General features: G+C 42.5%; 15 protein-coding genes. 7 read left to right on the forward strand and 8 right to left on the reverse strand.

The window, feature by feature from the left end; genetic code table 11:
- Positions 1–328 precede the first annotated feature (328 nt).
- Together aceK and OAG1_RS17765 are read left to right on the forward strand one after the other, a co-directional pair.
- On the forward strand, positions 329–2,035 hold the full coding sequence (gene aceK, locus OAG1_RS17760; protein ID WP_338622225.1) for a bifunctional isocitrate dehydrogenase kinase/phosphatase: 1,707 nt from the start codon (positions 329–331) through the stop codon (positions 2,033–2,035).
- Positions 2,036–2,169: 134 nt separating this feature from the next.
- Entirely contained in the window at positions 2,170–2,721 is a 552-nt protein-coding gene (locus OAG1_RS17765; protein WP_338622226.1) for a hypothetical protein, read from the forward strand.
- Here the strand turns inward: OAG1_RS17765 and OAG1_RS17770 are convergent.
- Both OAG1_RS17770 and OAG1_RS17775 read right to left on the reverse strand, forming a co-directional pair.
- Positions 2,718–3,215, reverse strand: a complete 498-nt coding sequence (locus OAG1_RS17770; RefSeq protein WP_338622227.1) for a putative 4-hydroxy-4-methyl-2-oxoglutarate aldolase — start codon at positions 3,213–3,215, stop codon at positions 2,718–2,720. The genes OAG1_RS17765 and OAG1_RS17770 overlap by 4 nt on opposite strands.
- Complete coding sequence (locus OAG1_RS17775) at positions 3,166–3,633, reverse strand: DUF3293 domain-containing protein (protein WP_338622228.1); 468 nt, start codon at positions 3,631–3,633, stop codon at positions 3,166–3,168. The genes OAG1_RS17770 and OAG1_RS17775 overlap by 50 nt, the downstream gene beginning before the upstream one ends.
- Positions 3,634–3,977: 344 nt before the next feature.
- Here OAG1_RS17775 and arcA point away from each other — a divergent pair, with 344 nt between their 5' ends.
- Both arcA and pykF read left to right on the forward strand, forming a co-directional pair.
- On the forward strand, positions 3,978–4,688 hold the full coding sequence (gene arcA / locus OAG1_RS17780; protein WP_016400844.1) for a two-component system response regulator ArcA: 711 nt from the start codon (positions 3,978–3,980) through the stop codon (positions 4,686–4,688).
- A 250-nt stretch (positions 4,689–4,938) separates the two neighbouring features.
- Positions 4,939–6,351, forward strand: a complete 1,413-nt coding sequence (gene pykF / locus OAG1_RS17785; RefSeq protein WP_016400843.1) for a pyruvate kinase PykF — start codon at positions 4,939–4,941, stop codon at positions 6,349–6,351.
- A gap of 58 nt (positions 6,352–6,409) precedes the next feature.
- On the opposite strand, the gene OAG1_RS17790 is transcribed toward pykF, so the two are convergent.
- Both OAG1_RS17790 and OAG1_RS17795 read right to left on the reverse strand, forming a co-directional pair.
- Positions 6,410–7,003, reverse strand: a complete 594-nt coding sequence (locus OAG1_RS17790; RefSeq protein WP_338622229.1) for a gamma-glutamylcyclotransferase family protein — start codon at positions 7,001–7,003, stop codon at positions 6,410–6,412.
- Positions 7,004–7,042: 39 nt separating this feature from the next.
- On the reverse strand, positions 7,043–7,609 hold the full coding sequence (locus OAG1_RS17795) for an SOS response-associated peptidase family protein (protein WP_338622230.1): 567 nt from the start codon (positions 7,607–7,609) through the stop codon (positions 7,043–7,045).
- A gap of 113 nt (positions 7,610–7,722) precedes the next feature.
- Here OAG1_RS17795 and OAG1_RS17800 point away from each other — a divergent pair, with 113 nt between their 5' ends.
- A complete protein-coding gene (locus OAG1_RS17800) occupies positions 7,723–8,178 on the forward strand; it encodes a methylglyoxal synthase (protein WP_016400840.1) in 456 nt (151 codons plus the stop codon).
- Between the two features lies 1 nt (position 8,179).
- Here the strand turns inward: OAG1_RS17800 and OAG1_RS17805 are convergent, their stop codons facing one another.
- The 3 genes from OAG1_RS17805 to OAG1_RS17815 form a co-directional block, all read right to left on the reverse strand.
- The gene (locus OAG1_RS17805) at positions 8,180–8,818 is read right to left on the reverse strand and encodes a super-infection exclusion protein B (RefSeq protein ID WP_338622231.1); all 639 of its coding nucleotides are present in this window, start codon (positions 8,816–8,818) and stop codon (positions 8,180–8,182) included.
- A gap of 114 nt (positions 8,819–8,932) precedes the next feature.
- On the reverse strand, positions 8,933–9,925 hold the full coding sequence (gene dusA / locus OAG1_RS17810; protein WP_338622232.1) for a tRNA dihydrouridine(20/20a) synthase DusA: 993 nt from the start codon (positions 9,923–9,925) through the stop codon (positions 8,933–8,935).
- A 188-nt stretch (positions 9,926–10,113) separates the two neighbouring features.
- Positions 10,114–10,704: a hypothetical protein gene (locus OAG1_RS17815; RefSeq protein WP_338622233.1), complete on the reverse strand. Its 591-nt coding sequence runs from the start codon at positions 10,702–10,704 to the stop codon at positions 10,114–10,116.
- A gap of 195 nt (positions 10,705–10,899) precedes the next feature.
- Between OAG1_RS17815 and OAG1_RS17820 the strand changes: the two genes are divergently transcribed.
- Positions 10,900–11,721 carry a glycosyltransferase family 2 protein gene (locus OAG1_RS17820; RefSeq protein ID WP_338622234.1) on the forward strand — a complete coding sequence of 274 codons (822 nt, stop codon included), beginning with the start codon at positions 10,900–10,902 and terminating at the stop codon, positions 11,719–11,721.
- A 217-nt stretch (positions 11,722–11,938) separates the two neighbouring features.
- A complete protein-coding gene (locus OAG1_RS17825; protein ID WP_016400835.1) occupies positions 11,939–12,406 on the forward strand; it encodes a chemotaxis protein CheX in 468 nt (155 codons plus the stop codon).
- Positions 12,407–12,474: 68 nt separating this feature from the next.
- Here the strand turns inward: OAG1_RS17825 and OAG1_RS17830 are convergent, their stop codons facing one another.
- Complete coding sequence (locus OAG1_RS17830; protein WP_016400834.1) at positions 12,475–13,080, reverse strand: peroxiredoxin C; 606 nt, start codon at positions 13,078–13,080, stop codon at positions 12,475–12,477.
- Positions 13,081–13,249 lie beyond the last annotated feature (169 nt).

The following is a 13,249-nucleotide window of genomic DNA, read 5'->3' on the forward strand; positions in this document are numbered from 1 at the left end:
TAAGCCAAATGCATAAAAGTGCGCTTTTAGCCTTATTTATGCTTTAAAGGAAGGTTTTTTAAAGAATAAGCTTGGCTCCGCATAAAAGATACTGAGCATAATAAACCGCTTAAAACAGCAGCTTTTAATCGAAAATTCAGAGCACTAGCGCCTTTTAACCTTAGCGCTTGAAAGCAACCTTTACTCGATGTGCGAAAACTAGACGAAACGACCGAGTAAGGTGCTAGATATGAAGGTGAATACCACAGCCGCAACTTCACAACAAAAATTTGAACAGGTGTTTAAATCCTGCCATAGTGGATAAAAAAACAACAATAAGAAATAGCCTATGACGCAATTAATGGAACACCAAGCCGCCCACGCCATGCTGCAGCGCTTCAATAGCTTTTATCAATGCTTCCTGGAAGTAACTAGAGGTGCTCAAAAACGCTTTGAAGAAGCCGACTGGATGTCGGTGCAACTTGCCTCACGAGAACGTATTCGCCTTTATGACCACCACGTAACTGAGGCACGAGCAGCGATTAAACAGCTCACCGGCCACCTGCAACGAAGCGATGCCTTTTGCGCAGCGGTAAAATCGCATTACTCAGAGTTGCTTAAACAGCATGATAATTTTGAAGTAGCCGAGTCGTTTTTCAATTCTGTCTATCAGCGTTTATTTCATCATCGCTATATAGAAGAAAGCCAACTGTTTATTCGCCCTAGCCGATGCAGCAAACTGTTTGATTACCAACTGCTTACCCATACTTATCAGAATACCTCGTTGGATACCTTATTAAAGCAACTCTTCGAAGACTATCGCTTTAATATCGAATACGAAGATTTAGCTCGCGACATAGAGTTTATTAAGCAACGCTTGACGGAACTTCCACAGCTGGCTCAGCAACAGTTGCACAAAATAACGATGTTACAACCGGTGTTTTACCGAAACAAAGCCGCTTACCTTATTGGCCAATACACCAGTGAAGCTCATAGTTTTCCCATAGTGTTCCCCTTACTTAACCAACAAGGCAAAGTGGCTGTTGATAGCGTGCTAATTGATAGTGACGAAGTGAGTATTATTTTTGGCTTTGCGCGCTCTTATTTCATGGTAGATGCCCCAGCCCCGCGTCGGATAGTCAACTTTCTTAAGCAACTGTTGCCCAATAAAACTGACTACGAGCTATTTACCGCCATTGGCTGTCAAAAACATGGTAAAACAGAATTATATCGCCACTACCTCAATCACTTGCACAATTCCAGTGATCAATTTGAGCTAGCACCCGGCATCAAAGGCATGGTGATGAGTGTATTTACCCTGCCCTCGTATGATGTTGTATTCAAAATTATTAAAGATGAATTTACCCCGCCCAAAGACGTAAGCCACGCCATTGTGAAAGAGAAATATCGACTGGTAAAACAGCACGATAGAGTGGGTAGAATGGCAGATACTCAAGAGTTTTCTAACGTTGAATTTCCACTAGCGCGCTTCAGCCAGAGCTTACTAGATGAACTGCAAACGGTTGCGCCTTCGGTGCTGCATATCGAGGGAGATTCCATCACCATTAAACACTTATATACAGAACGGAAAATGATCCCGCTTAACATGTACCTGGATCAAGCTGACGAAGCGCAAACTCGGCAAGTTATTGATGAGTATGGCAATGCCATTAAACAGCTGGCTGCTGCCAATATTTTCCCCGGAGATATGCTGTTTAAGAATTTCGGGGTCACCCGTCATGGTCGTGTAGTATTTTACGACTATGATGAAATCTCCTATATGACGGAATGTAATTTTAGAGAGTTTCCAAAATCTCAATATCCTGAAGATCAATGGGCGGCACAACCCTGTTATTCGGTGGGACCTAACGACATATTCCCTGAGGAGTTTGCCACCTTTTTATTGGGAAAACCCATCGTTAAACAGGTATTTAAAGAGTTACATGCAGAGCTTTTTCAAGCCAGTTTTTGGCAAGAGCTGCAGCAAAACATTAAAAACGGCCAGTTTGAAGACGTATATCCATACAGAAGACGCCGTCGATTTATTAACCGCTAGACGATTGTGCTAGAAAATTTGGCTTTAAAATCATTTATTGGGCTTTCTGCAAATTTTTGAAGATCCACAATGATCTTAAAGTGATGATCAACCATACTACTGTTACTAAGAAAAATAATAACAAGGAGACGGCAGTGGCTAAGTTACTATTCCAGCATTCGATTGCTGCTGTACTTGTTATTGCCAGCGGTTCTTTAGCGGCCGCTGAAGTAGAAAATGAAATGAGCTTAAGCTACGGCGATGGTGAACACGTTCAGCTATCGTCACGTAGCCAAGTGAAAAATTGGTACATCACTGGTTACAACAACAGCCAGTTTGTGAGTACCGGTGAAGCCAATGATGTTGATTCGTGGTTTTTCAACGGTGGTTATCAACACAAGCTTCGCAACGAGCTATCTTTGTTCGTTGAAGCTGGGGTTAACAACCAATACGACGACATTGCCACACGTAAAGGCTTTAACCTTTCAACTGGGCTTAACTACCAGCCCTTAAAAAGCTTGTCTATCCAAAGTAAACTCGTGCAAGTTCACCAACCCAAGTACGACAATACTGAGCATAGTTTAGAACTTTCTAGTACCTACCACCTGCTGAAGAACATTGATGTGAAAGCCGTTTATCAAGTTGAGGCCCAACAAGATAAAGAAACACAACAACAAGTGCAGTTTGGTTTAGGCTATCGCTTTTAAGCAAACCCTTCCGGCATCTGCAACGCTTGCTCACTCACTAAAATTCCATTTTCATCGGCATATAAGTACATACCCGGCTGAATCGTTTGGCCAGCAAAACTTACTGACACAGCTGTTTCCCCCAAGCCCTTACGCTCTGTTTTCATAGGACAAGCCGCTAACGCCCTAACCCCCAATTCCATAGTGTTAATGGCAGCTACATCTCTAACAGCACCAAAAATTACCACGCCTGCCCAGCCCTGTAAGTAAGCAGAATCTGCAATGAGATCTCCCATTAAGGCTCTTTGGGTACTTCCACCGCCATCAACAACCAATACTCTGCCCTCCCCTGGGCTGGCCAATAACTCTTTTACTCGGCTGTTATCTTGCCAACATTTAGCGGTTTCCACTTGGCCATGAAACAGCTTTTTAGCTCCATAAATCTGGAAAACGGGCTCGAGTAATTTAACTTGAGTTGGATATAAGTCGCACAGTTCCGGTAGTAGATCTTGCATAGTGATAGTCCTCTATCATCTTGTTGTAAGCCCAAGGGTTGTTAAACCAGCGGGGCGATATTTCTCCGAGGCTAGAATGGGCGCTCGCTAAACGCTTAGTGTCGTAAAGGTAGCATTCGTTATCTAACCAATAAAAGGCCTTTTGTCTGAAAGCCTTTGCAATATGTTGAGCATCAATTAACGAGCAGTCAACAATTGCACTATATTCGTAATGATTTAGATCCCTTGAGCCAGCAAATACCCAAAAGTGACGAAACTGATGACGCTGCAAAAATGAAATAAAATGACAGTCTAGCCAGTGATTAAATCGTCGAGTTCGCGTCACACCATCAGGATTACTCGCGGTGATAACAGCAAGTTCTTGATATTTAAAGTCGGTATTTGCCAGAAAAATGGTGTTTTGATACAAATTAAACATGTAGTTTATTTTCAGTATTGATTAGTAAAATTCGCTTTATTCGCAATTTTCGATTGATTTGAATCAAAAGCACCGCAGAAAACGTAAGCTTTTTTCAGACTCAAGTTGTTATATCACTGTTAAGCCCATAGAATATGTTTACTGCTTGTAACGAACAATGCATGTGGAAGGTCTCGTACGCTGATTTATCACGCGTTTTAGACAAACTATTTGTCTATTTTTTTGCCATTCAACGAGTTTTAACACAAACTCAACATGGATGAATAAGTAGCCATTGCCTCACCTTCTATATAGCGCTACCTGTTCACAAGCCAACTTTATTCTAAACAGCATTGGGGAAGACCATGACACCAAATATTCTAATTGTCGAGGACGAACTGGTCACTCGTAATACGCTAAAAAGCACTTTTGAAGCCGAAGGTTACAATGTGTTCGAAGCGATTGACGGCAATGAAATGAACAGCGTATTAGAAGCGCATTCTGTTCACTTAATTATCATGGACATTAACCTTCCTGGTAAGAATGGTCTGTTATTAGCGCGTGAGTTGCGCGACCGTGAGCAAATTGCATTAATGTTCCTAACCGGACGCGACAACGAAGTAGATAAGATCCTTGGCTTGGAAATTGGTGCCGATGACTACATCACCAAACCATTTAACCCACGTGAATTAACTATTCGAGCTCGCAACCTACTTAACCGTACCGTAAATGGTCAAGTAGCTAGTGAAGATAAAGGCACAGTTGAAGAATACCGCTTCAACGGTTGGACCTTAGACATTAATAGTCGCTCGTTAGTTAGTCCAAACCAAGAGACTTACAAACTGCCACGTAGTGAGTTTCGCGCTATGCTGCACTTTGTTGAGAATCCGGGACAAATTCAAACCCGCGCAGACTTATTAAAGAAAATGACTGGCCGCGAGCTTAAACCACACGATCGTACGGTTGATGTGACGATTCGCCGCATCAGAAAACACTTTGAATCGATCCCTGAAACACCAGAAATTATCGCCACCATCCACGGTGAAGGTTATCGTTTCTGTGGTGAAATTGAATAAGCGATAAAATCGCATCAAAACCTCGCAGTTTGGCGAGGTTTTTTTATACTTGCTAGATGCTCAAATAATGAGCAAAACAGCAAGCTTTTACAAAATTGCACAATTAACAAGCCACATTTGTGAATTATAAATCGACATTATTTTGATCGACATTCGGATTTGTAGTTATTTTTCTACATATCCTTTTGTGATCAATCTTGTATAATGTGCGCAGATTTTTTACTAGCATCCTTAACGGAGAGTCACTTCAATGAAGAAAACCAAAATAGTTTGTACCATTGGTCCAAAAACTGAATCGGTAGAAATGCTAACTAAGTTAGTTGAGTCAGGCATGAACGTAATGCGCCTTAACTTCTCTCACGGCGACTTTGCTGAGCACGGCACTCGCATCAACAACCTACGTGAAGTTGTTAAGAACACAGGCAAATCTGCTGCTGTTTTATTGGATACCAAAGGTCCAGAAATCCGCACTATTAAACTAGCTGGCGGCGAAGACGTTAGCCTAGTTGCTGGTCAAGAGTTCACTTTCACTACAGACCAAACTGTAATCGGCGATGCAACTCGCGTAGCGGTAACTTACCCTGGTTTTGCTGCTGACTTGAAAGTAGGCAACATCATCCTAGTAGATGACGGCCTAATTGAAATGGAAGTTATCGCAGTATCTGATGACGAAGTTAAGTGTACTGTTCTTAACAACGGTGACTTAGGCGAAAACAAAGGTGTTAACCTTCCTGGCGTTATCGTTCAACTTCCTGCTCTTTCTGCTAAAGATAAAGGCGACTTAATCTTTGGTTGTGAGCAAGGTGTTGATTTCATCGCAGCATCATTCATTCGTAAGAAAGAAGACGTACTAGAAATTCGTCAACTTCTTAAAGAGAATGGCGGCGAGAAGATCCAAATCATCTCTAAAATCGAAAACCAAGAAGGTGTAGATAACTTCGACGAAATTCTAGAAGTTTCTGACGGCATCATGGTTGCTCGTGGTGACTTAGGTGTTGAAATCCCAGTTGAAGAAGTAATCTTCGCTCAGAAGATGATGATTGAGAAGTGTAACCGTGCACGTAAATTGGTTATCACTGCAACTCAAATGCTTGATTCAATGATCAAAAACCCACGTCCAACTCGTGCAGAAGCGGGCGACGTTGCTAACGCAATCCTAGACGGTACCGATGCAGTAATGCTTTCTGGTGAGTCTGCTAAAGGTAAATACCCTGTAGAAGCTGTATCTATCATGGCAACAATTTGTGGTCGTACTGACGCAGTAATGCCTTCTAACTTAGATCCAGCACGTGATAGCGGTAAACTACGCATCACTGAAGCGGTATGTAAAGGTGCTGTAGAAACTTCTGAGAAGCTAAGTGCTCCTCTTATTGTTGTTGCTACTGAAGGTGGTAAGTCTGCGAAATCTGTTCGTAAATACTTCCCACAAGCTAACATCTTAGCAATTACTACTAACACTAAAACTGCTGCTCAACTTTGCTTAACTAAAGGTGTTATTCCTCACGTTGTTGAAAGCATTGAAAGCACTGACTCTTTCTACGCGCTTGGTAAAGACTTAGCGATGGAATCAGGTCTTGCAAACAAAGGCGACATCGTAGTGATGGTATCTGGTGCCTTAGTACCTTCTGGTACTACTAACACCTCTTCTGTACACGTACTGTAATTTACGTTTATCGAAGCTAAAAAAGGCGCCTAAGGCGCCTTTTTTTATACCTAAATTCTTAGCCCTGAGCGACCGGATTGTAATCAGCCAAATGCGCCATATCATTTAATATCGAATCAATTTGCTCTAAGGCTAGAGCATCCATATTAATGGCCCTTGGGTAAATAGGTTGATGACGGTCATCTAACCAGTGGCTTACCCAATAATTGGTCGAAAGCAAAAACTCGCGAGCGTATTGCTCATTTACCGCCAAACACCCTCGCAAACACACGTCCAAATAAGACTGTAAAATAGGGCTATTGCTCTGTGGATGCCAATACTCTTTAGCCACATAGGTATATATTTTAACCGCTGGTTTTGGCAGCGTATCTAAGAGATCAAGCTGTGAAACATCGAGTAACACTCTATCGTAATCTTCTTCGCGTTTATCCAGTTCAGGCAAGAAGCTTTCATCAAAAGGAATCAGCACCCCATTCACGCTGGCATTATTGTCGGGGGTAATGACAACAGCGGAACGATCATCTGCGCTTTTCAAACCACTCCAATAACGTTGGTAGCCATGTAACCGCGCTGCATAAGCATGTTCACCAGGAAAGGTACACTGTCTGCAATCTGCATCAATTAAACTGCCATAACCAAAAATGTAAATCATCAATCACTCCTAGAAACTTGATGCGACAAAATATACTTACTAAAACAAGCCCATCTGTGGACTATTGCTCGACACATGATAATGAAACTGCTCCGCCTTATATTTACAAGGCTGCCCGCCCAACCAGCGCAAGCCTTGCTCGAGTTCAAACAACAAAGGCATGCGATGATGATATTGCTGCAAAGCATTCGCTGCAGCTTGAGTAAGAACAACTAAGTGCTGTTTTCCCTCAGGAGCCTGTAAATACAAACCACCCAGCAATAATACATTTTGATGCTCCAAACTAAACTCAAAACGTTCTTGATTACGCCATTCATGCCACGCTTTTACTGGCAGTAAACAACGCTGGGTTATCCAGGCGTTTTGAAACATAGCTTTATTAGCAGCGCTTTCTACTCGAGCATTAATAACAAGCTGGGGATGTCGAGGGTGCTTTACTCCCCATATAAAAGGCTTACAACGCAGGGTTTCCTGCTCAAAGATTAAAGCTGGCAACGACTCACTAGGGCGATACTGTTTGGTTTCGCCAAAATCTAGAAATAACGAATCCACACCTACGGCTTGTCGTATTTCATATTCACCGCCAATCATTAAGCTACCGCACACGTTTTTGTTATCCCACCTTGATTATCTGCTGGCTGTTGCTAGCTAATAGTAAATACAAACAGTAACATAATCTGTAGTAAACGCTTTCAAACTAATCGTATTTAAGAGGTAACATGGATACAACCACCCGCACCATGAACGTTCGCAAACGTATTGCATTGGTAGCCCACGACCATAAAAAAACGGCGTTAATTAACTGGGCGAAGAATCATCGCGAAGATTTAATTAAACATCAACTATTTGGAACCGGCACCACCGGTACGCTGTTGTCACAGCAAGGGTTTGAAGTAGAGGCCTTATTAAGCGGTCCAATGGGTGGTGACCAACAATTAGGCGCAATGATTGCGGAAGGTAAAATAGACCTAATGATCTTCTTCTGGGATCCGCTAGATGCGGTTCCGCATGACCCTGATGTAAAAGCGCTACTGCGTTTGGCGGCGGTATGGAATATACCAATGGCTACCAACCAAGCGACAGCTGAATTTATCTTAGCCAGCCGTCACTTTAATCAGGAGTTTTCGGTAGATGTCCCCGATTACGCGGGTTATCTAAAACAGCGTACTAGTTAAACTACGCCGCCGTTTGGCTTTCTGTATCACCGGCACGGATCCTAAATAGTTTCCCAGAGTGAGTACGATTTGCTTTGTAATCTGGTTGTAAAAAGCGAGGGCGAATTGATTTCAAATGTTCAATTTGCTCTTCGTTTAACTTACCAACCGGTAAGCCTAAGGCTTTGTAACTCAGTAATGGCCGTGCCGCTAAATTGATCATCATGTCCACATTGCTTCGTTGCTCGTGAACATGTTGCTCATTCATTGGCTTTAACACACCATTTTCCATTAAGTTTGCTACGGCAGGCTCTTTTAACGGCAGACTTAGTACGCTGCGACGAGTAATAATAAACTCGCGTAAAATAGCACGCTCAGAATGATCCAAACACGAGATCATCGAAGCGAGTCGTTGTAATTCTCGACGATGCTGAACAGCTCCCGTAATACTGGTCATAATCAACAACAACCCGCGGCTAAGAAAATAAGCCAAGCCCGTTACACAACTAATAGTTAACACCATAATCAGTTGCGCGTTTAAGCCTGCTTCAGGTAACCACTGCTTGGGAATAACCAGTAACATGCCACTGGCGGTAAGCACCCACGCCATAAAAATGTCTAATATGCCCCAGCGGGCGATTAAACGTCCTAAAAATTCCATTGTTTTGCACTCCTGACAAAAAGCTGACTCTTCGCAGGTAGTGATAGCAAGGGCTGTGCCAGATAATAAGAAGGCCGCATAAAGCGGCTTCAATTAAACAAGTAAGTGAGCTAACTAGGCTTCTTGATGCTCTGGAACTAAGTCCTTTGCGGCTTGCATCACTTCAATGCCAGCACCTTTCTTATGCGCATTTTCGCTTAAATGCCTACGCCAAGCACGCGCCCCGACGCAACCTTGAAACAACCCCAGCATGTGGCGGCTAATATGTTGTAAACGGCCGCCTTGTGCTAAATGGTTTTCAATATATGGCAGCATTAACTCAGCCACTTGATGGCGGCTTAATGCTGGCTTCGGATCGTCAAAGATCTGTTGATCCACATCCGCTAATAAGTAAGGGTTTTGATAAACCTCGCGACCTAGCATAACGCCATCGAGATGCTTTAGGTGCTCTTGCACTTGTTCCAAGCTAGCAATTCCGCCATTTACGCTTATGGTTAACTGCGAGTAATCAGCTTTTACTTGGTAAGCTCTTGGGTAATCTAACGGAGGAATATCTCGATTCTGCTTAGGGCTAAGACCAGACAACCAAGCTTTACGCGCATGAATAATAAAGGTTTCGCAGCCAGCTTCAGCCACCGGCTCGATAAAGTCTTTTAGAAACTGGTAACTATCTTGCTCATCGATACCAATCCGTGTTTTTACCGTCACTGGAATCTTAACTTGTTGCTGCATTTTACTAACACATTCAGCCACCAACTCTGGCTCAGCCATTAAACAAGCGCCAAAACGACCATTTTGCACACGGTCTGATGGGCAACCAACATTTAAGTTTACTTCGTCATATCCCAAATCTTCAGCGCGTTTTGCACATTCGGCTAATTCCTGCGGATTAGAGCCGCCCAGTTGTAAAGCTAGTGGATGCTCTTGCTCAGAGAAGCCTAAGTAATCCCCTTTTCCATGTAAAATCGCACCTGTTGTTACCATTTCAGTGTAAAGCAGGGTATTTTTGCTCATCAAACGGTGGAAGTAACGACAGTGACGGTCAGTCCAATCGAGCATAGGAGCAACAGAAAAGCGATGAGGTTGGTAGGGTGAAACTTGGGTCATGGGCTCAACATAATAATAAAAAGCTAAAAGATCAAAGCACTATATTCATAAGCCACGCTTATTTAAGCTAGCCGCTATCAAGTGCATCTAAATACCTGAGTTAACTTAACTCAGCCAGCAATTATACTACGGCTGAGTAGGTATTGCCCAACCTTGTTAGAGAATACTTTGCCTTAACTAAGCTTTACTTATTCGAGTAAAAATTGAAATTCGCCAGCTTTAACCCACTCGGCTAACCAGCTTGCACGGCCTACAAGTTTGCCTTCATAACGCTGCTCCCCATTAACTGAGTATACGCCACGTTTTGGCACGATACTAAAAGCCAGCTGCCAATTAGAATAGCCATTGATAGAGCTATCTTTTTGAGGCTCGGGGAGCCTTGCAAACTCACCAACAAACTCATGTACCTCTGCTCCACTTCTATCAATAAACGAACCGCTTAAATCAGGTTGAATAATCAGTGATATAGTCCAGTTTTCAGCCGCCAACTGCTCAGCATTTGGGTAAACAAACACCCTACCATGTGCTTGTTTTCGCAGCTCAAGTTCGCCATCAAATACTGTTATCCAGCCATTGTGGTAAACGGTTTTATCATGTACCACTGAGCCCATATTCCATTCATCGCCGTCGCGAAATGGCTCGGTATAACGAATGGTTCGCAAATAATCAGGGCCTTCAAAATTGAGCACAAACATTTCATCATGGTTTATCTCTGCAGCAGCATACACAGCACCTCCAAAAAGAGAGAAAAGCAAAGCTGCAGCGATTAATTTCTTCATTTCACTTCCTTGTATTTAACCATGCAATAGGCAAGGTCTGTTGAGAGTGCTAGTTCAAACTCTACGCCGGCATCATCGATAAACTTATCTTAAGTCACTTGCTCAACTAGCTTTAACTGGTAGTCTGGCATTTGTAATAACTAGCACAACTTTATAAAACCTGATTAAGGTGATGAAACTTTCAAGGATGAAAGAATGGAAGCCAAAACCTCGGTGGTGATCCCATATTTTAATAATCAGCAGTTTATTTCTAAAGCGGTGAGCTCTGTAATCGAACAAACTCAGCCAGCGCTAGAACTAATCATTGTGAATGATGGTTCAAACAAGGAAGCCCGACAATACCTAGAGCAATTTAGCTCGGTGGCGACTATTGTTGATCACCCCAGTAATCTCGGAATAGCAGAAGCACGAAACAATGGAGTGAAGGCTGCGAAAGGTGAGTTCATTGCATTTCTAGATGCCGATGATTATTGGGATAAACACAAACTTGCACTTCAACAACAAATAATGGAGAGCGAGCCGGAACTCTCTGGTTGTCACTGCGCCACCAATATCTTTTCTGAAGAAGGTGAAGCCAGCGAAACCTGCGACGCTAAACCACTTTATCTTAGTATGAGTGATAGCCTAATAGACTCGCATATTGTTCCTTCGAGTTGGCTAGTTAAACGAAAAGATTTTATCGAGGCTAAAGGCTTCGATTCTCAGGTTATCGCAGAAGACTATGATTTGTTTCTCACACTGCTTGCCAAAGGTCATCGATATAAGTTTATTGCGAAACCATTGGTGTGGTTTCGCAGAGCAAATCAAGGGAACGAGTCTGGTCGTTGGCAATACATTTTTTACGGACGCTTAAAGGTGTTTAAAAAACACTGGCGAGACTTATATATAGCAGGTGGGACTTGGGCACTGTGTAATAACTTACAGCGAACCTTTGAATTAGCAGCGTGGAGAACCAGCGGCATTCGTTATTATCTTTTTAGGCTTTTCGCAACGATAGTTCCTAACAACTATAAATGAGCCGAAAGCTAAAAGGATATAAATGAGAATATCAACTGAGTCTCAACGATTCAGTGAAACACTTCTTAAAAATATGACTAATAGTTGCAGCTCATCGGATCTCGTGCGATTCTTATAATAATTCTCAATAGTTTTTGTGGCTTTGGTCTTCAGCCTGTTTAAGCGCTTGATTTAAATTTAACCAAAATCACCCACAAGTAGGAAGTTATCGGTCACTATGGACGTAAATTTTGTTAACCCTTTTCTAAAGTCTCTTTTAAACGTGCTCGAAACCATGGCTCAACTAGAGCTTAAGCCAGGTAAGCCAGGGCTTAAAAAAGATGAAATTGCACGTGGTGATGTTTCTGGACTGATTGGTATGGTTGGCCCACAAACTAAAGGCTCTTTATCAATCAGTTTTGATAAAGGCTTAGCGATTGAAATTATGCGCCGCATGTTAGGTGAAGCGCCAGAATCTATTAATGAAGAAGTCACCGACATGGTTGGTGAAATTACTAACATGGTGACTGGTGGTGCGAAACGCTTGCTGGCTGAAGATGGCTACGATTTTGATATGGCGACCCCGGTGGTAGTATCAGGTCCGTCTCATACCATTACTCATAAAACTGAAGGACCTAAAGTGTTGATCCCTTTCACTTCTATTCATGGTCACGCCACCATCGAGATTTGTTTCGAAAATATTTAGTTTTATGCGATAAATACAAAAAAGCCCGCTGTTGCGGGCTTTTTACTTTCTAGCTAACTAGCGGCTTATTATAGGCCTTCAGCGTTAGCAGATAAGTACTTAGCAACGCCTTCTGGGCTTGCGTCCATACCTTCTTTACCTTCTTCCCATTGTGCAGGACATACTTCGCCGTGCTTCTCGTGGAAGTTTAATGCGTCAACCATACGTAGCATTTCGTCAATGTTACGACCTAAAGGTAGGTCATTAACTACTTGGTGACGAACAACTCCGTTAGTGTCGATTAGGAAAGAACCACGGAAAGCAACACCAGCTTCTGGATGCTCTACATCGTAAGCCTGACAGATTTCGTGTTTAACGTCTGCTACTAGTGGGTATTTAACTTGACCAATACCGCCATCTTCAATAGCAGTGTTACGCCATGCGTTGTGAGAGAACTGAGAATCGATAGATACACCGATTACTTCAACGCCTTTATCTTGGAAATCTTGGAAACGGTGATCAAAAGCGATCAACTCAGAAGGACAAACAAAAGTAAAATCTAGTGGGTAGAAGAATACTACCGCAGCTTTACCTTTGATGTGCTCACTTAGCGTAAAGGCATCAACAATTTCGCCGTTACCTAGAACAGCAGCGGCAGTAAAGTCTGGAGCAGGACGACCAACTAATACACTCATCTCGTATTCCTTGTTAAATAGGTTATCAATTTCGCTATAAATAATGCGCCAAAATTGTCGACTTGACGAATTGATCTAATCAATTAATTCGATAGGCTGTAACTATCAAAATATAGATTAATAATTCAGCACCCAATTAATAGCCTAATTTGATGAACTTGTAAATACT

Source organism: Agarivorans sp. OAG1, assembly GCF_037076485.1.
Taxonomy (GTDB): Bacteria; Pseudomonadota; Gammaproteobacteria; order Enterobacterales; family Celerinatantimonadaceae; genus Agarivorans; species Agarivorans albus.

What these genes read in the sequence shown, in the direction of transcription:
- aceK (WP_338622225.1), top strand. Translation starts at nt 329, where the DNA reads ATGACGCAATTAATGGAACACCAAGCCGCCCACGCCATGCTGCAGCGC.
- OAG1_RS17770 (WP_338622227.1), bottom strand. Translation starts at nt 3,215, where the DNA reads ATGCAAGATCTACTACCGGAACTGTGCGACTTATATCCAACTCAAGTT.
- OAG1_RS17775 (WP_338622228.1), bottom strand. Translation starts at nt 3,633, where the DNA reads ATGTTTAATTTGTATCAAAACACCATTTTTCTGGCAAATACCGACTTT.
- arcA (WP_016400844.1), top strand. Translation starts at nt 3,978, where the DNA reads ATGACACCAAATATTCTAATTGTCGAGGACGAACTGGTCACTCGTAAT.
- pykF (WP_016400843.1), top strand. Translation starts at nt 4,939, where the DNA reads ATGAAGAAAACCAAAATAGTTTGTACCATTGGTCCAAAAACTGAATCG.
- OAG1_RS17790 (WP_338622229.1), bottom strand. Translation starts at nt 7,003, where the DNA reads ATGATTTACATTTTTGGTTATGGCAGTTTAATTGATGCAGATTGCAGA.
- OAG1_RS17800 (WP_016400840.1), top strand. Translation starts at nt 7,723, where the DNA reads ATGGATACAACCACCCGCACCATGAACGTTCGCAAACGTATTGCATTG.
- OAG1_RS17805 (WP_338622231.1), bottom strand. Translation starts at nt 8,818, where the DNA reads ATGGAATTTTTAGGACGTTTAATCGCCCGCTGGGGCATATTAGACATT.
- dusA (WP_338622232.1), bottom strand. Translation starts at nt 9,925, where the DNA reads ATGACCCAAGTTTCACCCTACCAACCTCATCGCTTTTCTGTTGCTCCT.
- OAG1_RS17815 (WP_338622233.1), bottom strand. Translation starts at nt 10,704, where the DNA reads ATGAAGAAATTAATCGCTGCAGCTTTGCTTTTCTCTCTTTTTGGAGGT.
- OAG1_RS17820 (WP_338622234.1), top strand. Translation starts at nt 10,900, where the DNA reads ATGGAAGCCAAAACCTCGGTGGTGATCCCATATTTTAATAATCAGCAG.
- OAG1_RS17825 (WP_016400835.1), top strand. Translation starts at nt 11,939, where the DNA reads ATGGACGTAAATTTTGTTAACCCTTTTCTAAAGTCTCTTTTAAACGTG.
- OAG1_RS17830 (WP_016400834.1), bottom strand. Translation starts at nt 13,080, where the DNA reads ATGAGTGTATTAGTTGGTCGTCCTGCTCCAGACTTTACTGCCGCTGCT.